The 19,659-nt window shown below is 73.5% G+C and carries 19 protein-coding genes; 8 read left to right on the forward strand and 11 right to left on the reverse strand.

What is annotated here, in order from left to right:
- Positions 1-26 precede the first annotated feature (26 nt).
- Both RKD23_RS24340 and RKD23_RS24345 read left to right on the forward strand, forming a co-directional pair.
- Positions 27-1,583: a YfbK domain-containing protein gene (locus RKD23_RS24340; RefSeq protein WP_424855593.1), complete on the forward strand. Its 1,557-nt coding sequence runs from the start codon at positions 27-29 to the stop codon at positions 1,581-1,583.
- Positions 1,584-1,678: 95 nt separating this feature from the next.
- On the forward strand, positions 1,679-3,622 hold the full coding sequence (locus tag RKD23_RS24345; RefSeq protein WP_424855594.1) for an AMP-dependent synthetase/ligase: 1,944 nt from the start codon (positions 1,679-1,681) through the stop codon (positions 3,620-3,622).
- A gap of 68 nt (positions 3,623-3,690) precedes the next feature.
- Here the strand turns inward: RKD23_RS24345 and RKD23_RS24350 are convergent, their stop codons facing one another.
- Positions 3,691-4,089: a rodlin gene (locus RKD23_RS24350; protein ID WP_424855595.1), complete on the reverse strand. Its 399-nt coding sequence runs from the start codon at positions 4,087-4,089 to the stop codon at positions 3,691-3,693.
- Positions 4,090-4,368: 279 nt separating this feature from the next.
- Complete coding sequence (locus tag RKD23_RS24355) at positions 4,369-4,770, reverse strand: rodlin (protein WP_424855596.1); 402 nt, start codon at positions 4,768-4,770, stop codon at positions 4,369-4,371.
- A gap of 227 nt (positions 4,771-4,997) precedes the next feature.
- Here RKD23_RS24355 and RKD23_RS24360 point away from each other — a divergent pair, with 227 nt between their 5' ends.
- The 4 genes from RKD23_RS24360 (at position 4,998) to RKD23_RS24375 (ending at position 8,394) form a co-directional block, all read left to right on the forward strand.
- Positions 4,998-5,414 (forward strand): rodlin, encoded by a 417-nt coding sequence (locus RKD23_RS24360; RefSeq protein ID WP_424855597.1) that lies wholly within the window; start codon positions 4,998-5,000, stop codon positions 5,412-5,414.
- Positions 5,415-5,715: 301 nt separating this feature from the next.
- A complete protein-coding gene (locus tag RKD23_RS24365) occupies positions 5,716-5,949 on the forward strand; it encodes a chaplin (protein WP_424855598.1) in 234 nt (77 codons plus the stop codon).
- Positions 5,950-6,088: 139 nt separating this feature from the next.
- Entirely contained in the window at positions 6,089-6,898 is an 810-nt protein-coding gene (locus RKD23_RS24370; protein ID WP_424855599.1) for an LPXTG cell wall anchor domain-containing protein, read from the forward strand.
- 233 nt (positions 6,899-7,131) lie between these two features.
- A complete protein-coding gene (locus tag RKD23_RS24375) occupies positions 7,132-8,394 on the forward strand; it encodes a glycoside hydrolase family 26 protein (protein WP_424855600.1) in 1,263 nt (420 codons plus the stop codon).
- A gap of 38 nt (positions 8,395-8,432) precedes the next feature.
- Here the strand turns inward: RKD23_RS24375 and RKD23_RS24380 are convergent, their stop codons facing one another.
- Genes RKD23_RS24380 through RKD23_RS24420 form a run of 9 tightly spaced genes read right to left on the reverse strand, consistent with a single transcriptional unit; the run spans position 8,433 to position 18,155 of the window.
- Positions 8,433-9,581: a GNAT family N-acetyltransferase gene (locus RKD23_RS24380; RefSeq protein ID WP_424855601.1), complete on the reverse strand. Its 1,149-nt coding sequence runs from the start codon at positions 9,579-9,581 to the stop codon at positions 8,433-8,435.
- Positions 9,578-10,234, reverse strand: coding sequence for a lipopolysaccharide biosynthesis protein (locus RKD23_RS24385; protein ID WP_424855602.1), 657 nt, complete (start codon positions 10,232-10,234; stop codon positions 9,578-9,580). Before RKD23_RS24385 ends, RKD23_RS24380 begins: the two co-directional genes overlap by 4 nt.
- The gene (locus RKD23_RS24390; protein ID WP_424855603.1) at positions 10,231-11,382 is read right to left on the reverse strand and encodes a glycosyltransferase; all 1,152 of its coding nucleotides are present in this window, start codon (positions 11,380-11,382) and stop codon (positions 10,231-10,233) included. Before RKD23_RS24390 ends, RKD23_RS24385 begins: the two co-directional genes overlap by 4 nt.
- Positions 11,379-12,131 carry a polysaccharide deacetylase family protein gene (locus RKD23_RS24395; protein WP_424855604.1) on the reverse strand — a complete coding sequence of 251 codons (753 nt, stop codon included), beginning with the start codon at positions 12,129-12,131 and terminating at the stop codon, positions 11,379-11,381. Before RKD23_RS24395 ends, RKD23_RS24390 begins: the two co-directional genes overlap by 4 nt.
- Entirely contained in the window at positions 12,115-13,923 is a 1,809-nt protein-coding gene (locus RKD23_RS24400; RefSeq protein ID WP_424855605.1) for a lipid II flippase MurJ, read from the reverse strand. The genes RKD23_RS24395 and RKD23_RS24400 overlap by 17 nt, the downstream gene beginning before the upstream one ends.
- Entirely contained in the window at positions 13,920-15,278 is a 1,359-nt protein-coding gene (locus RKD23_RS24405; protein ID WP_424855606.1) for an O-antigen ligase family protein, read from the reverse strand. The genes RKD23_RS24400 and RKD23_RS24405 overlap by 4 nt, the downstream gene beginning before the upstream one ends.
- Positions 15,279-15,283: 5 nt before the next feature.
- Positions 15,284-16,702 carry a sugar transferase gene (locus RKD23_RS24410; protein ID WP_424855607.1) on the reverse strand — a complete coding sequence of 473 codons (1,419 nt, stop codon included), beginning with the start codon at positions 16,700-16,702 and terminating at the stop codon, positions 15,284-15,286.
- The gene (locus RKD23_RS24415) at positions 16,699-17,877 is read right to left on the reverse strand and encodes a glycosyltransferase (protein ID WP_424855608.1); all 1,179 of its coding nucleotides are present in this window, start codon (positions 17,875-17,877) and stop codon (positions 16,699-16,701) included. Before RKD23_RS24415 ends, RKD23_RS24410 begins: the two co-directional genes overlap by 4 nt.
- 50 nt (positions 17,878-17,927) lie before the next feature.
- Positions 17,928-18,155, reverse strand: coding sequence for a hypothetical protein (locus RKD23_RS24420; protein WP_424855609.1), 228 nt, complete (start codon positions 18,153-18,155; stop codon positions 17,928-17,930).
- Between the two features lie 235 nt (positions 18,156-18,390).
- Between RKD23_RS24420 and RKD23_RS24425 the strand changes: the two genes are divergently transcribed.
- Both RKD23_RS24425 and RKD23_RS24430 read left to right on the forward strand, forming a co-directional pair.
- Complete coding sequence (locus RKD23_RS24425) at positions 18,391-18,630, forward strand: chaplin (RefSeq protein ID WP_424855610.1); 240 nt, start codon at positions 18,391-18,393, stop codon at positions 18,628-18,630.
- Between the two features lie 165 nt (positions 18,631-18,795).
- A complete protein-coding gene (locus RKD23_RS24430; protein ID WP_424855611.1) occupies positions 18,796-19,626 on the forward strand; it encodes a hypothetical protein in 831 nt (276 codons plus the stop codon).
- Positions 19,627-19,659 lie beyond the last annotated feature (33 nt).

Raw genomic sequence — 19,659 nt, forward strand, 5'->3', positions numbered from 1 at the left:
GTCAACGGACCGAGGGGGCACAGCGGATGGAGCGACACGGGACACAGAGGCGGCGGTGCGGACGGCGGATCGGCGGGGCGCTGACCGCCCTCGCCGCCGCCGGCGGACTGCTGCTCACGGGCTGCTCGGGCACCGGGGACGGCAGCGACGCCTCGAAGGCCGAGCGCGGCTTCCCCGCCCCGCGGCAGAGCGCCGGCGACCAGGACCTGCGCGACGACACCTCGCGGGACCCCGACGACACCTCGCAGGACCCGGACGACACCGAGCGCGCACCCGACCTGCTCTCCACCTTCGCGCTCGACGTGGACACCGCCTCCTACGGCTACACCCGCCGTGTCCTGGCCGAGGGCCGCACCCCCGACCCGGCGCAGGTGCGGCCCGAGGAGTTCGTCAACAGCTTCCGCCAGGAGTACCCGCGCCCGGACGGCAACGGCTTCACCGTCACCGTGGACGGCGCCCGCACCGGCGAGGAGGACTGGTCGCTGGTCCGGGTGGGCCTCGCCACCCGGCTGCCCGAGCGGGAGAGCGAACGCCCGCCCGCCGCGCTCACCTTCGTCGTCGACGTCTCCGGCTCCATGAGCGAACCCGGCCGCCTCGACCTCGCCAAGGAGTCCCTGGACGTGATGACGGACCGGCTGCGCGACGACGACTCCGTCGCCCTGGTCACCTTCTCCGACGAGGCCGAGACCGTGCTGCCGATGACCCGGCTCGGCGGCAACCGGGGCACGGTCCACGACGCCGTGGACAGCCTGGAGGTCCTCGGCTCCACCAACCTCGGCGCGGGCGTCGAGACCGGCTACGCCACCGCCGTCGAGGGCCTGCGGGAGGGCGTCACCAACCGGGTCGTGCTGGTGTCCGACGCGCTCGCCAACACCGGTGACACCGACGCCGACACCATCCTGGAGAAGATCGGCGCGTCCCGCCGCGAGCACGGCATCACCCTGTTCGGCGTCGGCGTCGGCAGCGACTACGGCGACGAGCTGATGGAACGCCTCGCCGACCGCGGCGACGGCCACACCGTGTACGTGTCGGACGCGCAGGACGCCCGCGAGGTGTTCTGCGAGCAACTCCCGCGCCATGTCGACCTCACCGCCCGCGACGCCAAGGCCCAGGTCGCCTTCGACCCGGCCACGGTGAAGGAGTTCCGCCTGGTCGGCTACGACAACCGGGCCGTCGCCGACGAGGACTTCCGCGACGACCGGGTCGACGGCGGCGAGGTCGGCCCCGGCCACACGGTGACCGCGCTGTACGCCGTACGCACGGCTCCCGGAGCCTCGGGGCATCTGGCCACGGCCACCGTCCGCTGGCTCGACCCGAGGACACGGACCCCGCACGAGCGCTCCGGCCAGCTGGACGCGGTGGCCCTGCACAGCTCCGTGGGCGCGGCCGCCCCGCGGTTCCAGGTCACCGCGGCCGCCGCCTACTTCGCCGACGCCCTGCGCGCCTCGGGCGACACCCGCCTGCCGGGAGCGCCCAGCCTCGCCCAGCTCACCGAGGACACGGAGGAATTGGCCGACCGCACCGAGGACCCCGCGGTGGAGGATCTCGCCGACGCGGTCCGGCAGGCGGACCGGCTGCTGTGAACCCCGTCTGCCGGACCCATTGACCTTTCCTTACGCGCGAGTAAGTTGACGTCGCACCAAGGTCGTTCACCGGCACGTTCGCACCGGGAGCCGTCATGGGCGTACGCAGGGATCTCCAGCGGGCCAAGCAGCGCACCGACCTGGCCGGCCGTGCCCCGGTCGAGCTGACCAGGGACGACACCGGAGCGGTGCGCGAGGCCCGCGCCGCGCCCCTGGCGGCCGCCCAGGCCTCCGGCAGCATCGCGGACCTGCCCTTCACCAACGCGGCCGAGGCCCCCGACGCGGTGGTGCTGCGCCGCCGGGAACCGGCCGGCTGGCGCCCGGTCACGGCCGCCGCGTTCGCCCGTGAGGTCACCGCCGTCGCCAAGGGCCTGGTGGCGGCGGGCCTGGAGCCGGGCGGCCGGGTCGCGGTGATGTCCCGCACCCGCTACGAGTGGACGGTCCTGGACTTCGCGATCTGGGCGGCGGGCGGCCAGGTCGTGCCGATCTACGCCACCTCCTCCGCCGAGCAGGTGGAGTGGATCGTCCGCGACTCCGGCGCCCGGTTCGTGATCACCGAGACCGCCGAGAACACCGCGACCGTCCGCGAAGGCACCGCGGAGCATCCGGAGCCGCCGCGTGTCTGGGAGCTGACGCGGACATCAGCCGCTGACGCGGAGGGCGGCGCCATCGCCGACCTCGCCTCCCTCGGCCGGCATCTGTCCGACGAGGACGTCACCAAGCGCCGCACCGCCCTGACCACCGACTCGGTCGCCACCCTCTGCTACACCTCCGGCACCACCGGCCGCCCCAAGGGCTGCGTCCTCACCCACGCCAACCTGCACGCCGAGGCCGCCAACACCGTCGAGCTGCTGCACCCGATCTTCAAGGAGGTCACCGGCCAGACCGCCTCCACCCTCCTCTTCCTGCCGCTCGCGCACATCATGGGCCGCACCCTGCAGATCGCCTGTCTGCTGGCCCGTATCGAGATCGGCCACTGCCCCAGCATCAAGCCCGACGAACTGCGGCCCGCGCTCAAGGAGTTCCGCCCCACCTTCCTGGTCGGCGTGCCCTACCTCTTCGAGAAGATCCACGACACCGGCCGCGCCACCGCCGAGAAACTCGGCCGCGCCGCCTCCTTCGACCGCGCCCACCGCATCGGCGTCCGCTTCGGCGAGGCGTACCTGGAGAAGTTCCTGGGCCGCGGCAAGGGCCCGGGACCGGGGCTGTACGCCGCGTGGGCGCTGTACGACCTGCTGGTCTACCGCCGGGTCCGCAAGGAGCTGGGCGGCCGGGTGCGCTACGCCATCAGCGGCGGCTCCCCGCTGGACCGCGAGCTCAACCTGTTCTTCCAGGCGGCCGGGATCATCGTCTACGAGGGCTACGGCCTGACCGAGACCACCGCGGCCGCCACCGTCGTCCCGCCGCTGGAACCCCGCCCCGGCACGGTCGGCCGGCCCGTGCCCGGCACCGCGGTCCGGATCGCCGACGACGGCGAGGTGCTGATCAAGGGAGGCATCGTCTTCGGCGCGTACTGGAACAACCCGCGGGCCACCGAGGAGGCCCTGACCGACGGCTGGTTCGCCACCGGCGACCTCGGCTCCCTCGACGACGACGGCTATCTCACCATCACCGGCCGCAAGAAGGACCTCATCATCACCACCGGCGGCAAGAACGTCTCTCCGGCCGTTCTGGAGGACCGCCTGCGCAGCCGCGCCCCCGTCGGCCAGTGCGTCGTCGTCGGCGACAACCGGCCCTTCGTCGCCGCGCTGATCACCCTCGACCCGGAGGCGGTCGCCCACTGGCTCGCCGTACGCAAGCTGCCCGCCGACACCCCGATGGCCTCTCTGGTGCGCGACCCGCGGATGCGCGCCGAGGTGCAGCGGGCCGTCGACCACGCCAACCGGGCCGTGTCCCGCGCCGAGTCCATCCGCGCGTTCGCCCTGGTGGAGGGCGAGTTCACCGAGGACAACGGCCTGCTCACCCCGTCCCTGAAGGTCAGACGCCATGCGGTGACCCAGGCGTACGCGGAACAGATCGAGCAGCTCTACGCCCACTGAGCCCCGGGCATGCGAACGGCGGGCCACCGTGAGGAACCGGGGCCCGCCGTCGCGGAGAGCGAGATGGCTCAGCCGTTGCCGTCGCCGTTGCCCGCGAGGACCGAGATGTCGTCCAGGATGTGCGACAGCGGCTCGTCACCCTTGGCCTGGGTGGAGTTCTCGACACACTGCTGGTTCTGCGGCGCCGACAGGATCGGCACGTCCTGCAGGACTCCGACGGCGACGATGCCGAGGAGACCCTGTGCGTTGAGCTTGGCCGGCAGGCCGATGCAGGGCTTGTTCAGCGAGCCCTGGACCAGCGAGAGCTGCGGGCTCATCTTGCCGAACGTGGCCGAGTTGCCGAACTCCTGCGAGGCGCCGTTGCCGCTGGCGGACTGGGTGCCGTCGCCGTCGCCGATGGCCATGGCCGGGGAGGCGATGCCGGCGACGGAAGCGGCGATAGCCGCGGTTGCCCACAGCTTCTTCATGTTCGTTCCCTTCGAAAAAGCGGACTCCGGTGGGGAGTTGCATGATCGTCAACGGCAGGAACGCCGCCCAGGTTGCGGGAAATGGCCCGATCGGCGCAGCGCACTCCGATCATGGGACGAACGCCCCCTCGGCGGCCGCACCCCTCAGGGGCAGGCCGCTGGTCACGCGACGCAACGCAGAACAGCGGGCCGCCGGGAATTCGGCGGCCCGCTGGCGGACTGATTCGGAAGATCAGTCCGCGAGAGCTGTGCAAGACAGCCCGTTCACCCCGTACGACGTCAGCCGTTGCCGTCGCCGTTGCCCGCGAGGACAGAGATGTCGTCCAGGATGTGCGACAGCGGCTCGTCGCCCTTGGCCTGGGTGGAGTTCTCGACACACTGCTGGTTCTGCGGGGCCGACAGGATCGGCACGTCCTGCAGGACGCCCACGGCGACGATGCCGAGGAGTCCCTGGAGGTTGGCCTTGGCCGGCAGGCCGATGCAGGGCTTGTTGAAGGAGCCCTGGATCAGCGCCATCTGCGGGCTCATGTTGCCGTAGGTGGCCGAGTTGCCGAACGACTGGGAGGCACCGTTGCCGCTGGCGGACTGGGTGCCGTCGCCGTCGCCGATGGCCATGGCCGGGGAGGCCGCGCCGACAACGGAAGCGGCGACCGCGGCGGTGGCCAGAACCTTCTTGATCACTTGGTTAAGTCCCTTCTGGAGAAACCCCGTCCACCGGAGCGCCCTGACCAACATGCCCCGGCCCTGCTTGGTTGCCCCTATTCACTCCGATGGCTCAATCGGGTGCCCGGCGATCCTTACGGGTGAATGGCCGCAACCAATCCCGTGGCGACGGGTTGATGCGAGAGCAGGCACCCGCTTGAAGGGGCAGCAGGAACCCGCGTCGCGGGTCAGGAAAGGAAAGCGAAATGCTGAAGAAGGCAATGGCCGCGGCGGCGATCGCCGCGTCCGTCGTAGGTGCGTCGGCGGCTGCCGCACCCCAGGCGCTTGCCATCGGTGACGGTGACGGCACCCAGTCCGCGAGCGGCAACGGCGCGCACTCCGCGTTCGGCAACGCGGTGACCAAGGGCAAGATGAGCCCGCAGGCCACCCTGGTGCAGGGCTCGGTCAACAAGCTCTGCGCGGGTGTGCCGGTGAAGGCCAACCTCCAGGCCATCCTCGGCATCATCGCCGCCGTCGGTGTGGCGCAGGACGTGCCGATCCTGTCGGCCCCGCAGAACCAGCAGTGCGCCGACAATTCCACCCAGGCCAAGGGCGACGAGCCGCTGTCGAACATCCTCAGCGACATCTCGGCGCTGTCGGGCAACGGCGAGCGCAACGGCTGATCAGTCGTCAGAGGCCGCCCGGGAAACGGTGTTGCACACGCCGTCCCTGGGCGGCCTTGTTCGTGCCAAACATGTCCGCTGTTGAATATCCCCACTCAGGTGAACCGTTTCCTCTCCTGTGCTGCATCGGTGTCAATTCTATGAGGGCGGAAGAGTGAATTCCCCCGCGACGCGCGTTCATTAGTTTCTTCGGCTGTCTATCCCTCGTTCTACAGCCTGCCGGTCATGGTGCGAGCCATCCCAGTTGAGCTCGCTCGGCTTCGGCCGTCAAAAGGGCGTGACCGCAGAGAAGGGAAAGTCCATGAAGAAGACCGCTGCTGTCGTCGCGGGCGTGATCCTGGCCCTGGGCGGGGCCGCGCCGGCCTTCGCCGACGGCGGAGCCGAGGCCACGGGTGTCGCTGTCGGCTCCCCGGGATTCCTGTCGGGCAATGTCGTCCAGGTCCCGATCCACGTGCCGATCAACGTCTGCGGCAACACCGTCAACGTGATCGCGCTGCTGAACCCGGCCATCGGGAACACCTGCATCAACGACTGACGTCGTCGAGGCGAGCAGCAACCGCGCGGCTGCGCATCGGCCGGCCCCGGACTGAACCTCAACCATGTTCCGGGGCCGGCCTTTCCCATCCTCATCAAGCAGGAAGACAACGAGATTGCGACAGACCCTGAGTAGGGGAATGGTCGCGGCCGCTGCCGCGACGAGCATCCTGTCTCTGTGCGGCAGCCCCGCCCTCGCCGACTACGTCGCCGACGGGTCCGCCTCCGCCTCGCCCGGCGCGACGTCGGGCACCCACCGCACGGCTTCGGCCGACGACGTCCACGACGAGGACTCGCCCGACTCCTTCGGCGGCGGCTCCGGCCACACCGCCCACTCGCCCGCCGCCCTGCCCACCGACATCTGCGCCGACACGGCCGACGGGTTCGGCGGCGGCAGCGGCGTCCACGGCGAGTGCGACGGCTCCGGGGGCCCGTCGCACGACGAAGGCGGCGGTTATGGGGGCCCGTCGCACGACGAAGGCGGCGGATACGGGGGTCCGTCGGACGACGAAGGCGGTTACGGGGGCCCGTCGGACGACGAGGAGGGCGGTTACGGCGAGACCCCGACGAAGCCGCCCCACACCAAGCCGCCTCACACCAAGCCTCCTCACACGACGCCGCCGCCGCATACGACGCCCCCGCACACCACTCCGCCGCCGCATACGACGCCGCCTCACACGACGCCGCCGCATACGACGCCCCCGCACACCACGCCGCCTCACACCACGCCCCCGCACACGACGCCGCCTCACACGACGCCCCCGCACACCACCCCGCCGCACACGATGCCGCCGCACACGATGCCGCCCGGTGGGCACCACCACGGGCCCCCGCCGCACCTGCCCGACACGGGCAGTGAGGCGATGATCGCCGCCTCGGGCGTCAGCGCCGTGCTGATCGTGGGCGGAGTCCTGCTCTACCGACGAGGCCGAGCCGCGTCCCGTCGATGACCACAGGTGCCCGGCACCCGTGACCTGCCGCGCCCCGGCTGACGACCCGTTGTCGTCAGCCGGGGCGCGCGCATGTCCGCGCCCCCGTCACCCGTGCGGTGGCAAGGCGCACTCGGACGCCGTATCCGCACTGGCGTACCGCCCGTTCATATGACTCAGTGTCAATGACTCGTGACAAAAAAGACGAGAGAGCACGTCAGAAGAACAGCGCGAGAGTGGAGAAAGGAGCAGGCATGGCCCCACGACAACGTCGGTCCCCGTCCCGGCGGCTGGCGCTCGTCGCGGCGACGGTCGCGGCGTCGGCCGCCCTGGCGTCCGGTCCCGGTTTCGCCGCGGGACTGGGAGTGGTGGCGGTCGGCGACCCCTCCGCTCCCACGCCGACGTCCTCGGCGCCCGCGGTGACCGAACCGTCCCTGTCCCCCGAGGCGACCCCGACGAAGAAGCCGGCCTTCGGCGCCTACCTCGACTACGGGGCGCGCGGTGTGGCCCGGATGGCCGAGTTCAGCGAATGGCTGGGCGGTGCCGAGCTGCGTGTCGCCCACACCTATCTGCCCGGCGACCTCTGGAGCAACATCGAGGGGCAGCCCGGGTTCCTGGACGTGTGGGCCGACTGGCGCACCGAGCAGGCCGACCGGATGTTGGTCCTCAACGTCCCCATGCTGGAGCGCAACGAGGAGGGCCTGTCCGACTCCCAGGTGCGCGGCCTGCTGCGGCGCGGCGCGGCCGGGGAGTTCGACCATCACTTCCGGGCCCTGGCCGAACGGCTGGTCGAGCTGGAGGTGCCGGACACGGTCCTCGTGCTCGGCTGGGAGATGAACGGCATCACGTACACCCACCGCTGCGGCCCGGACCCGGAGTCCTGGAAGGCGTACTGGAACAGGATCGTCACCGCCATGCGGTCCGTGCCGGGGCAGAAGTTCAGGTTCGACTTCACCCCGAGCCGCGGCCGGGACGCCGTTCCCTGGACCCAGTGCTATCCCGGCGACGACACCGTCGACATCATCGGCATGGACGCGTACGACCAGCCGGAGGGCCTGTCGTTCGACGAACAGGTGAGGGAGCCCTACGGACTTCAGCAGCACGTGGACTTCGCGAAGGCCCACGGCAAGGCCGTCTCGTATCCGGAATGGGGACTTTTCCGCAACGGTGACAACGCGGAGTACATGCGGCGGATGCTCGCCTGGATGGACGAGCACGACGCGCTGTACCACACGGTGACCGACTACTGTCCGCACGGCGTGTGGCAGTGCTCGCGCAATCCGCAGGCCTCGCAGGTGTACCGGGCGATCATGTCGGGCCGTACGGAGGAACCGGCGCCCGAACCGACCACCCCGGCACCTACCACCCCGGCACCCACCACCCCCGTCCCGACGCGGCCTGCGCAGCCCTCGCAGCCGCCGGTCGACTGTTCGCCGCTGGAGCTGGGCGACTGGGTGGAGTACTGGCTCGGCGGGAAGCTGTGCGTCAAGTTCGACTGGTGGTCGCGGCTGAGCTGAGCGGACGAGATATACGGACCCGGTGGCGGCAGGCCCCGTCAGGACCTGCCGCCACCTTCGCGTTCCCGCCACCGCTGCAGCAGCTGCTTGGCCCGGCGCCGGGCCCCGGCCTGCGCGAGCGCGGCGCCGAGCAGCGGGGCGGTGCTCCGGCGGGCGAGCAGCAGCCGCTGGTTGACGACCGGTTCGGGCCGCCAGCGATGCTTGTACGACTCGTCACCGCGCAGCAGGCTCAGCGTGCCGCGGCGTCCGGTCAGGACGTGCTCGGCGCAGGCGTCGAGCAGCATCACCGCCACGTCCGCCTTGCGCTCGCGCAGGAGCGGGTGGGCGCCGTAGAGGTAGCCGCCGGCCAGGCGCGGGGACGCCAGAGCGACGTCGACCGCGACCACGTCGCCGTCGAGGCGGAACTCCGTGACCACGGCGTCCCCGGAGCGCACCATCGGGCCGACCGCGCGGACGAGGTGCTCGGCGAAGCGGGGCCGCAGATGCTCGCCGGTCACCTTGCGGCCCTGCCACTGCAACCGGTGCAGGGCGAGCAGCCGCCGCACCGCCCCGTCCACCTCGGCGGGCGGGACGACCTGCCGCCGGATGCCGAGCGCGCCCAGCTTGCGCAGCTTGGCGCGCACCCGCTGCTGGGTCTTGGCGGAGGGCAGCCGGGCGATCAGCTCGTCCATCGGCAGGGCGGGCAGCTCCAGGCACACGGAGTCGCTCACCCGTCGGCGCGGGCCGCTCCAGCGGGCGTAGATCCGCTCTGCGGCGGCGCCCGGTCGTACTTCGCGCAGGTCGATCAGCGCGGTACGGGCGGCCTCGGCGAGGCGGCCGGTGAGCGCGGCGGCCGCGCCCTCGGCGTGCTCGTCGTCCAGCAGGACGTCGCCGTAGTCGGAGATCGTGCCGCCGAGCGGCACCAGGGCGGGCAGGGGGCGGCGTACGGCCATCAGGGGGGCGGCGGCGAGGAGTTCGCCGTCGGCGCCGCGGACCAGGAACAGCCGCAGCCGGCCCGGTCGGCCGTACGACAGCCACCACGAGTGCAGCCAGGTGTGACTCTGGAACGGGGTCGCCGCCGAGCAGCGCCGGTAGAGCCGGTCCCAGGCGGGGGCGAGCGCGGCGAAGGCGGTGTCGTCGGTGACGAGTTCCGCGGTGCAGGCGGGGGCTCTTCTGGTGCGTACCGGGTTCTCGGTGCTCGTGGTCACAGCGCTCCGCGGGTGTCGGCGGCGACGGCCGGGGCGGGCAGGGAGGCGGTGGGGCCTTCGGGGCGCTCGGTGCGGCGCGGGCGGACCAGCAGCAGCATGCCGCCGAGGAGGCCGCCCGTGCTCGCGCCGACCAGGCCGGTGAGCGGCGGGGACGCCGAGGACGGCTCGGTGGGTGCGACGGCGCGGGCGAACTGCTGGAGTTCGACGTGGGTGGCGTCGGAGGCGTCGTTGGCGTGCCGGGTCAGCGCGCGGGAGACGGCGTTGGCCATGTCGGCGGCGAGGTCGGGCCGCGAGGACGTGGCGGTGACGGCGACCATCGGCGCGTCCGGCGAGGTCGCCGTCCGCACGCTGGACCGCAGGGTGCTCACCGGCACGCCCGCCCACACCTGGGCGTCCCCCAGCACCGCGATCTGTGTGGCGACGCGGCCGTAGGCCTGGGCGAAGCCGAGCGCGTCCGACGGGTCGGACCTCTCGGCGGGGACGGCGACGACATAGCTGGTCGCGCTGTAGGTGGGGGTCTTCAGTGCCCCGTACGCGCCGCCCAGCGCACCGCCCGCCAGGACGCCGGCCGCGACCAGGGCCCACGGCGGCAGGGCCTTGGCGCGGGCCAGCGGGCGGACCGCGCGGTGCTGTGCGGAGGTCTTGTCGGTCATGCGGAACTCACTCCTGGGGTGGTCGGGACGTCGAGGGGGCGGACCGCTGCCGCGTACACGTCCATGAGCCGGGCGGCGCTGCGGCTGATGCTGTAGTGGTGGGCCGCCTCGGGGGCGGTGCGGGGCGCGGCCCCGGCCGCACGGGCCTGGGCGATCGCGTCGGCGAAGGCGTCCGGGCCGCCGGTGACGCGGCGGGCGGCGGACGCGGCGCTCGCGGGCAGGTCCTCGACGGCGGGGCAGGAGGCGTAGAGCACGGGCAGCCCCGCCGCGAGGGCCTCCACGATCGCCAGGCCGAAGGCCTCCTCGGGGGACGGCGAGGCCAGCAGGTCCATGGCGCAGGTCAGTGACGGCAGGTCGGGGCCCGGGGAGCCGTCGGGCAGACAGGGGCGTTCGCCGGTGAACAGCACCCGGTCGGCGACCCGGGCCTCGTGCGCGAGGCGACGCAGCACGTTCTCCTCGGGGCCGCCGCCGACCAGCAGCAGCCAGTGGTCCGACGGCAGCCGGGAAAGGGCCCGGACCAGGACGTCGAAGCGTTTGCCCGCGGTGAGGCGGCCGACGCCGCCGACGACGTAGGCGTGTTCGGGCAGGCCGAGGCGCCGGCGGGTGCGACGGCGCTGGAGCGGGTCGAAGCGGAAGCGGGCCAGGTCGATGCCGTTGGGGACGACCTCGATCCGGGGTCCGGGGACGCCCCAGCGCCGGAGGCGGTCGGCGACCGTGGGGGAGACGGCGACGGTGGAGCGGCCCAGGCGTTCGGTGGCCAGATACAGGGCGCGCACGCCCCGGGTGAGCCGGCGGCCCTCCAGCTGGGAGTCGCCCAGGGAGTGCTCGGTGGCGACGATCCCGCGCACTCCGGCGAGGCGGGCGGCGAGGCGGCCGTAGACGCAGGCGCGGTAGAGGTGGGTGTGGACGAGGTCGTAGCCGCCGGTGCGGATGTGGCGGACCAGGCGGGGCAGCGCGGTGAGGTCGCGGTTGCCGCCCATGCCGAGGTGCGTGACCCGCACCCCGTCGGCCGTCAGCCCGTCGGCGACCGCGCCCGGGTTGGTGAGGGTCACCACGTCGCAGTCGACCGGCAGATGCCGCAGCAGCAGCCGCAGTTGCTGCTCGGCCCCGCCCACGCCGAGCCCGGTGATCACATGCAGCGCCTTCATCGCGCGACCTCCACGGGACGGCGGCGCAGCCGGTGCAGCCGGTGCTTGAGATACAGGCGTACGGCGGTGTCGCGCTGGCCGATGTGCACGCGGGGCAGCGCCAGCGGGCCGGTGAGCGGGCCCGGGTCGATGGCGCAGGCGTAGGCGTACCCGGCGTCGGCCACGGCGGTGACGGCTCGGCGGTCGACGGCGCCGTACGGGTAGCAGAACCCGGCGACCGGAGCACCGGTCAGCTCCGAGAGCAGTGCTCTGCTCTCGGCGACCTCCGCTTCCAGGACCGGGTCGGCGGCCCGGGTGAGGTCGATGTGGGTCAGACCGTGCGAGCCGATCTCCACGCCCTCGCCCGCGGCGCGCCGGATGCCTTCGGCGGTCAGCAGGGGCTTGCGCGGGCCCAGCGGATCCCACGCGTTGTCACCGCCGAGGCGGCCGGGCAGCACGAACAGGGTGGCGTTGCAGCGGTGGCGGCGCAGCACCGGCAGGGCGGCCGTGACGAAGTCGGCGTAGCCGTCGTCGAAGGTCAGGCCCACCAGGCCGTGGGCCTCGCCGCGGGCGCGGGCGGTGAGCAGGTCGGCGAGGGAGACGCCGGTCAGTCCGCGGCGGCGCAGCCAGGCCAGCTGCCCGTCGAGGCGTTCGGGGGTGACGGTGATGCGGTAGGGGTCGTCGGTGCAGTCGGCCACGGAGTGGTACATCGCCACCCAGGGGGTGGAACTGCCCGGCGGTCGTCTGTCGGTGTCAGCGGTTACGGCCATGCGCGTGCCTTCGGGTCGCGGGACGTACGGATCGGAGTGCGGGTGCGATGCCCCGGGCGCCGAGCGCCCGGCCGAGCAGGACGAAGACGACGGTGACGGTGGCGCCACCCGCGGCGAGGCCGGGCAGCGGGTCCGGGAAGCGGCTCGCGACGAACGCCCCGGCGACACCCGCGCCGAGCGCCGCGCCCAGCGGACGGGACAGTTCGCGCAGCACCGGTCGGACCCGGACGGGGACGCTGCGGGTGCGCATGCCGGCCAGCAGCAGGGCGGCGGTCACGGTGATGCCGACGGCGTTGGCGGCGGTGATGCCGAGCACCCCCCACGGGCCGACGGTGAGGGCGCCGAGCCAGGAGGTGGCGACGATGCCGAGGGCCATCGTGCCGACCGGGTACCAACTGGGGAGGGCGGCGGAGAAGTAGGAGCGCACCAGGACGCCGACCAGGGTGTGGCCGAGCAGCCCGAGCGCGTACACCCGCATCACGGCGGCGGTGGCGTCGGTGTCCCTCGCCGTGAACGCGCCGCGCTGGAAGAGCAGTTCGACGATCTGCGGGGCGCAGGCGGCGACCGTCGCGGCGCCGAGCAGCACCACCCACGCGGTCAGTACGAGGTCGCGCTCCACCCGGTCGCGGGCCCGCTCGGTGTCGCCGTCGGCCAGGGCGCGGGCGACGACCGGGAAGGTGACCGTGCACAGCATCAGCGCCAGCACCATCGGCATCTGCGTCACCTTCTGGGCGTAGTTGAGGTGCGAGATGGCGCCGGAGGGCAACTGGGAGGCGAGGAAACGCTCGACGAGGACCTGGGACTGGCGGCACAGCGCGAACAGCAGCACGGTCGCGATCAGGGCCAGGCCGACCGGGCGCTCCTGCTCCTGCCGCTCACCGAGGACGCGAGGGCTCTTTCGTCGCAACTGCCCCAGAAGAGAAGGTAGTTGCACGGCCAGCATCAGGCAGCCGCCCACCGCCACGCCCATCGCCGCCGACCGCACACCCCAACGGCCGCCGAGGACGAACATCCCGGTGATGATCCCGGTGTTGTACACGACGTAGATCGCGGCCGGCGCCAGGAAGCGGCGGTGGGCGCGCAGGGCCGCGCTGCAGTACCCGGCGAGCCCGAAGGTGAGCACGCAGGTCGCGGTGAGGCGGGTGCAGTCGACCGCGAGGTCCGGGTCGGGCAGACCGGGGGCGAGGGCCCGGACCACCTGGGGCGCGGCCAGCACGATCAGGCCCCCGACCGCGACGAAGGCGAACGTCAGCCGGGGCAGGGTGCTCGCCACCAGCGCCCGCACCGGGTCACCGGCTCCGCCCCGCGCCCGCCGGGCCAGCGCCACGCTGAAGGCGGGCACCAGCGCGAACGCCAGGCCGTCCTCGATCAGCAGGGTCGCCGCGAACTCCGGCACGGTCCAGGCCACCAGGAAGGCGTCCGTGTCACTGCCCGCCCCGAACAGCCGCGCCAGCGCCTGATCACGGACCAGGCCGAGGACGGCTCCCGCGAGGGAGAGCGAGGCGGTGACGAGGGCGGCTCGGGCGAGGAAGCGGTGGGAGGGGTGTTCGGCGACGTCCTCGGGGCGGGGGCTGGGGCTGAGGCCGGGGCCGTCGGGCGTGTCGCCGGGGCGGGCTTGCGGGAGTTGGGCGGTGCCCTCGGCTCGGGTGGTGGGGTGGGTCGGGGGAGGGGGTTGCGCGGAAAGGGGCTGCGCGGAAGGGAGCCGGGCGGTGCCCTCCGCACAAGTCGTGGGCTGCTGCGGAGGGTCGGTCGTCTCCTCCGCGCGAGGCGGCTGGGAAGGCGTGACCGTCATCGCGTCGCACCCTCCGCGCGCAGCGCGGCGTGAGCCGGAGTCATGCCCTCGGCCTCTGCGTCCCCGGCCTCCCGCCCGCCGACCAGCGCCCACCACGCCGCGAGCCCGAGGGCCACCGCGGTCAGGACCGTCGAGGGCCCGCCGATGTCGGCGTACACGAAGTCGGTGAGCTGCCAGACCAGCAGGCCGCAGGAGACCAGCGCGCAGTCCGGGCCCAGGCCCGTGCGGCGGGCGCGCCACAGGCCGGTCAGGGCGCACACCAGGAGAGCCAGCCAGCTGCCGGCGAGGGCGAGCAGGCCGACGAGTCCCTGCTCGGCGAGGACGAGCAGGTACATGTTGTGCGGGGACAGCAGCGGCTGACGGCGAAACGCGGCGCCGGCCCCCTCGGTGTCGCTGCCCGAGGACAGCGCGAGCGAGGCGTGGCTGTCGCGGTGCTCGGGGAAGCCCTTGAGGCCGACGCCGGTCAGCGGATGCTCGCGCCACATGCCGGTGGCGGCCGCCCACATGGTGTACCGGTCGGTCACGGACTGGTCGGGGGCGTCGGCGACCTGGGTGATGCTGGCGATGCGCTCCTGGAGCATGGCCGTGCCGATGCCGAGCCCGCCGACGAGCAGCACGCCCGCCGCGAGCAGGACCGCGCCCGCCTTGAGGGCCCTGCGCATCCCGGCCAGGCAGAGTTGGGCCGCGCAGGTCACCGCGGTGGCGATCCAGGCGCCGCGGCTGAAGGACAGCGCGAGCGGCACCAGCAGCGCGAGCGCGCAGGCGACGGCCACGGCCCGCTGCCGCAGGGAGGCCTGCCCGAGGGCGAGGCCGACCGCGCAGACCAGGCCGAACGACACCACGGTCGCCATGCCCATCACGTCCACCACGCCGAAGGTGCCGACGGCCCGGATCTGCTGACCCTGGTAGGAGGCGCCGGTCCCGGTGACGTACTGGTGGACACCGACCGCCCCCTCCCAGCCCGCGAGCCCGACGAACGCCCAGGCCAGCAGCCGGAAGTCGGCGCGGTCGCGGATCAGCAGCACGACCGCAGCGGGGACCAGCACGAACACCTGGAGGTAGCGGCCGAGGCCGGTCAGCCCGGCCCCCGCCGAGGACGCGCCGACCGCGGCGAGCGCGAGCCCCACCACCGGCAGGCCCAGCACCACCGCGGCCGTACGGGACAGGGGACGGCGGCGCCGGCGCAGCAGGCGGACCACGCAGAAGCCGACGACGAGCGCCGACAGCGCGTCCGCCGGGCCCGCCCCGCCCTCCGCGCCGGGAGTGAGGGGCAGACCGAGCAGGGCGACCACGGCCACCACCGGCCACACCGGCGACGGTGTCCGACGGGGAGCCAGCGGCAGGGCGAGGGTCATCGGTGTCAGCTCCCGGTCGGACGCACGAGCGAGGCCGCGGTGCGCAGCAGGATGCAGATGTCCTGCCACAGCGACCAGTTGTCGATGTAGGCGTTGTCGAAGCGGGCCCGGTCCTCGATGGAGGTGTCGCCGCGCAGCCCGTTGATCTGGGCGAGTCCGGTGATGCCGGTGCGCATGCGGTGGCGGGCCGCGTAACCGGGATAGGTCTGGCTGAACTGGCTGACGAAATACGGGCGTTCCGGGCGCGGGCCGACCAGGCTCATGTCGCCGCGGAAGACGTTCCACAGCTGGAGCAGCTCGTCGAGGGAGGTGCGCCGCAGGAAGCGGCAGAACCACGGCATGTCCCGCTGGCCGGCCACGCTCCAGCGGGTCGCGGCCTCGTGCGCGTCGACGGGGCGGTGGGTGCGGAACTTCAGCAGCGTGAAGGGGCGCCCGTCCTTGCCGATGCGCTCCTGGCGGAAGACCACGCCCGGCCCGTCGGTCAGCCGCAGCACCGCCGCGCACACCAGCAGCAGCGGGCTCACCGCGAGCAGCAGCGCCCCGGACACCACCACGTCCAGCGCGCGCTTGCCCGCGCTGTCACGCAGGCCCGAGCCGAGCCGCAGCCGCCGGCAGGAGAACCCGGCGAGCAGCTCCAGGGCCTCGTGGGAGGGCGAGTCGGCGTCCAGCTCCCACACCGCGCACCCCGATTCGGACAGGGCTCGCAGCAGCGGCGCCTGCCGCATCCGCGCGGAGGGGTGCACGACGAGGATGTCGCGTACGGCGTTCTGGATGAGGGCCCGCTGCACCTCGGCCCCGGTGGTGAGCACGGGCAGCCCGCCGGTGCCGTCGGGGTGGTCGGCGACCACCCCGACCGGCCGCACCCCGCAGCGCGGGTTCCGCAGCACCGCGGCGGCCACGCGCTGCGCGGTGTCCGCGGGCCCCACGACGAGCGCGGCGCGCGGGCGGCGCAGCAGGCCCGCGCGGCGCTCCCAGTGCACGAGTGCGCGTCCGGCGCAGCCCGCCGCCGCCTGGGTGGCGATGCCGAGGGCGAGCGTGCGGGCGGACAGGGCGGCCTGCGGGGAGTACGCCGCGACGAGCGCACCGAGACCGAGCCAGGAGACGGTGATACGGCCGCACACGGCGGGCAGTTCGTCGAGGACGCCGTCGACGCGCCGGGGGGAGCGCGGGTGCAGCAGTAACGACGCGGCGATCAGCAGCGCCATCAGGACCGGGCGGTGTTCGGCGAGCGCCAGCGCGCCCACCGCCGCGGCCGAGGCGTCGCACAGCAACAGCGGCAGGGGCGAGTCGGGGCGGGACCGGGGTCTGCGGGCGGGGAAGGGGAAACCGGCGGCGCGGCCGCGGGGCGGCAGCACCGACAGGGGGTGGAATCCGTGGTCCCGCGGCTGGGCGCCGGGCGAGGGGACGGTGCTTTCCGCGGTCACGAGTGGATGGACTCCCTGTACTCGGTGGGCGCGACACGCGCCGCAGTCCGTACGCCGTCCAGCAGTTCGCGGTACACGCCCCAGGCCGCGGCGGCGGTGTGCCGCACGTCGTGTGCGGCGAGGACGTGCCGGCGCCCCTGGTGGCCGAGCGACTCCCGCAGCAGCGGGTCGCGCAGCAGACCGGTGAGGGCGGCGGCGAGCGCCGCCGGATCGCCCGGGGGCACCAGGCAGTGGGGCGCGAGCGCGGGCGGCAGGCTCTCGCGGGCGCCGTCCACGTCCGTCAGGACCACCGGCCGCCCGCACGCCATCGCCTCCAGCGGCGCCAGCGCCATGCCCTCCCAGCGCGAAGGCAGCACCACCAGATCGGCGGCCTGGTACCAGGGCACGGGGTCGGCCACGTCCCCCGCGAACAGCACCGACTCCGGCGCGGACGCGGCCAGTTGCTCCCGCCCGGGGCCGTCCCCGACGAGCGCGAGCCGGGCGCCCGGCACCTGCCGTAAGACCGTGCCCCACGCGTCGAGCAGCACGTCCTGCCCCTTTTGCGGACACAGCCGCCCCACACACACCACGAGCGGTGCCGCGGGCCCGAAGTCCGGCAGCAGGGCGGCCCGTACGGTGTCCACGGCGGCCGGGTGGAAGACCTGCGGGTCGACGCCGTTCGCCACGACGCTCCAGTGCGCGGCGATTCCCGCGCGCACGCCCCGCTCCCGCTCGGCCTCGCTCACGCACACCGTGCGATGGGTCCAACGTGCCCCGAAACGCTCCCACTTGAGGGCGAGTGAGGCGGTGGCGCCGCCGACCGCCTCGAACGACCAGGCGTGCGGCTGGAACACCGTCGGGATCCGCCCGCGCACCGCGAGACGCCCGGCCAGACCGGCCTTCGCGCTGTGCGCGTGCAGCAGTTCGGGGCGTACCTCCTCGATCAGCCGGCCGAGGGAGCGCACTTCACGGGCCAGCGCGGGCCCCGGCGAGCGGGTCGCGGCCCACGGCCGCACCTCGGCACCGGCCGCGCGCAGTTCGGCGGTCAGCGGGCTGTCCGGACAGGCCACGGTGACCTGCGCACCGGCGTCGAGCTGAGCACGGACCAGTTGGGCGACCACGCGGGCGACCCCGCCGTCGACGGGCTGCGTGACGTGGAGGACCCGCAACGGAGGGTCGGTTGCTGACGGGTGCATGCGCGGCTTCCTCGCTCACGGGTGACGCTGGCAACGTGCGGGAACGCGCATCACTGCTTTGCGTCGACGGCCGCGAAGAGCGCGCCGGCCCACGCCGCGTCCCGTGAGGAAACGAGCCGGAAGGCCCGCTGGTCACCGCCGCGCCGCGCAGCCGCGCCCCGTTCGAATGCCTCCTCGGCGCGGCCGCGCGTGCGCGCGTACGCCGGTACACGCGCCCCCGACGCGCCGACCAGGGAGTAATGCGGACGGAGCAGCAGCGGACCGAAGGGAGAGCGCATGAGCGGCGATGTCCTTTCGTGCGATTTGCTGGCTATAGGCGTGGGGCGGGAGGTCCGCAACTCTAGCCGCTATCCGTATTAATCAACTGATATCGGGCAAGTGTGTCGAATGGTGAAGCCGGGCCCTCGGTGAGATCACCCCATTGGCGGCACAACTCCCCGGCGCGTCGCGCGTTTTCACAGCGCCGGGCATCCCCGCCCGGCTGTTTGCGTCAACCCCAAGGAGCACCTCTCCATGTCGCGTATCGCGAAGGGCCTGGTCCTGACCTCCGCCGCTGTCGCGGCCGTCGCCGGCGGTGCCGGTGTCGCGTCCGCCGGCGCCGACGCGGCCGGCGCCGCCGCCCACTCCCCGGGCGTGCTGTCGGGCAACGTCGTCCAGGTTCCGGTCCACGTGCCGATCAACGTCTGCGGCAACACCGTGAACCTGATCGGGCTGCTGAACCCGGCGTTCGGCAACACCTGCGTCAACGACTGACGTCGCGACGCGTACCTGCGCGACCGGCCGCCCTCCTCGTCCGGAGGGCGGCCGGTTCGTCGTGTGCGCCGTATGGGGGTGCATGGGGTGATCGTTCGGTTGCAGGAAGTGACCGTCACTCGCACGGTTGATCCAAGGCCCGACGCACCATCGAAAGGAACCCTCATGCGTGGTCTGCCCGTACTGCGTCTCGCGTCCACCGCCCTGTGCGCCACCCTCGTCCTCGGAATCGCCGGCCCGGCCGCGGCAGCGGCGGACAGCGGCTCCGCCCAGGACCGCACCCAGGCGGCGTCCCGAGCGTCCCTCCCCGGCGCGGCCGCGCTTCTCGCCCAGGCCGAGAGCCTGAGCGGATTCGGCTCCGTCCTCACCCCTGCCGGTGACCTCGTCACCGAGACCCTCCGGTCGGACGACGGCCAGCTGACCAAGGAGCAGGCCTCGGCGCTCGCCGACGCCGTCGCGAAGGCCATGGACGACCTCGAGACCGCGGCTCCTGCCCCGCCACCGGCCACACCACCGGTCGCGTCTACGGCACCGTCCGCGACGCCGTCGGTGACGCCGTCCACGGCGCCGTCCGGGACCGCGCTGCCGGCCGCGCCCTCGCTGCCCGCCGCGCCGTTGGTGCCGGCCGCCCCCTTGCTGCCTGCGGCGCCTTCGTCGCCGGCGGCGCCCTCGGTGCCCGTCGCGCCTTCGTCGCCCGCCGCGCAGGTGCTTCCGGCTCTCGACGCGAGCGACGACGCGGTGTCGTACACCGACGCCCTGGACGAGGCGCTCGCCGCCCTGGACGAGGCGGTCGACGCGTTGCTCGAGGCCGCGACCTCCGGTGAGGTCGTCGGAGTGCTCCCGGCGGCCGACGACGTGGTGACCGGGCTGGTCGACCTGCTCACGTCGTTGCTGCCGGCGGGCGCCCTGCTCGCGCCGGCCCTGCCGGACGTACAGCTGCCGTCCCTGACGGACGTACAGCTGCCGACCTTGCCGGACGTACTGCCCGGCACCTGACGCCACGCCGTATCTCGTATGAGGGATCGGAGG

Source organism: Streptomyces sp. SAI-170 (assembly GCF_049739565.1).
Classification (GTDB): domain Bacteria; phylum Actinomycetota; class Actinomycetes; order Streptomycetales; family Streptomycetaceae; genus Streptomyces.

Coding starts and splice junctions, on each gene's coding strand:
- RKD23_RS24340 (WP_424855593.1), top strand. CDS start 27: ATGGAGCGACACGGGACACAGAGGCGGCGGTGCGGACGGCGGATCGGC.
- RKD23_RS24345 (WP_424855594.1), top strand. CDS start 1,679: ATGGGCGTACGCAGGGATCTCCAGCGGGCCAAGCAGCGCACCGACCTG.
- RKD23_RS24350 (WP_424855595.1), bottom strand. CDS start 4,089: ATGAAGAAGCTGTGGGCAACCGCGGCTATCGCCGCTTCCGTCGCCGGC.
- RKD23_RS24360 (WP_424855597.1), top strand. CDS start 4,998: ATGCTGAAGAAGGCAATGGCCGCGGCGGCGATCGCCGCGTCCGTCGTA.
- RKD23_RS24365 (WP_424855598.1), top strand. CDS start 5,716: ATGAAGAAGACCGCTGCTGTCGTCGCGGGCGTGATCCTGGCCCTGGGC.
- RKD23_RS24370 (WP_424855599.1), top strand. CDS start 6,089: ATGGTCGCGGCCGCTGCCGCGACGAGCATCCTGTCTCTGTGCGGCAGC.
- RKD23_RS24375 (WP_424855600.1), top strand. CDS start 7,132: ATGGCCCCACGACAACGTCGGTCCCCGTCCCGGCGGCTGGCGCTCGTC.
- RKD23_RS24385 (WP_424855602.1), bottom strand. CDS start 10,234: ATGACCGACAAGACCTCCGCACAGCACCGCGCGGTCCGCCCGCTGGCC.
- RKD23_RS24390 (WP_424855603.1), bottom strand. CDS start 11,382: ATGAAGGCGCTGCATGTGATCACCGGGCTCGGCGTGGGCGGGGCCGAG.
- RKD23_RS24395 (WP_424855604.1), bottom strand. CDS start 12,131: ATGGCCGTAACCGCTGACACCGACAGACGACCGCCGGGCAGTTCCACC.
- RKD23_RS24400 (WP_424855605.1), bottom strand. CDS start 13,923: ATGACGGTCACGCCTTCCCAGCCGCCTCGCGCGGAGGAGACGACCGAC.
- RKD23_RS24405 (WP_424855606.1), bottom strand. CDS start 15,278: ATGACCCTCGCCCTGCCGCTGGCTCCCCGTCGGACACCGTCGCCGGTG.
- RKD23_RS24415 (WP_424855608.1), bottom strand. CDS start 17,877: ATGCACCCGTCAGCAACCGACCCTCCGTTGCGGGTCCTCCACGTCACG.
- RKD23_RS24420 (WP_424855609.1), bottom strand. CDS start 18,155: ATGCGCTCTCCCTTCGGTCCGCTGCTGCTCCGTCCGCATTACTCCCTG.
- RKD23_RS24425 (WP_424855610.1), top strand. CDS start 18,391: ATGTCGCGTATCGCGAAGGGCCTGGTCCTGACCTCCGCCGCTGTCGCG.
- RKD23_RS24430 (WP_424855611.1), top strand. CDS start 18,796: ATGCGTGGTCTGCCCGTACTGCGTCTCGCGTCCACCGCCCTGTGCGCC.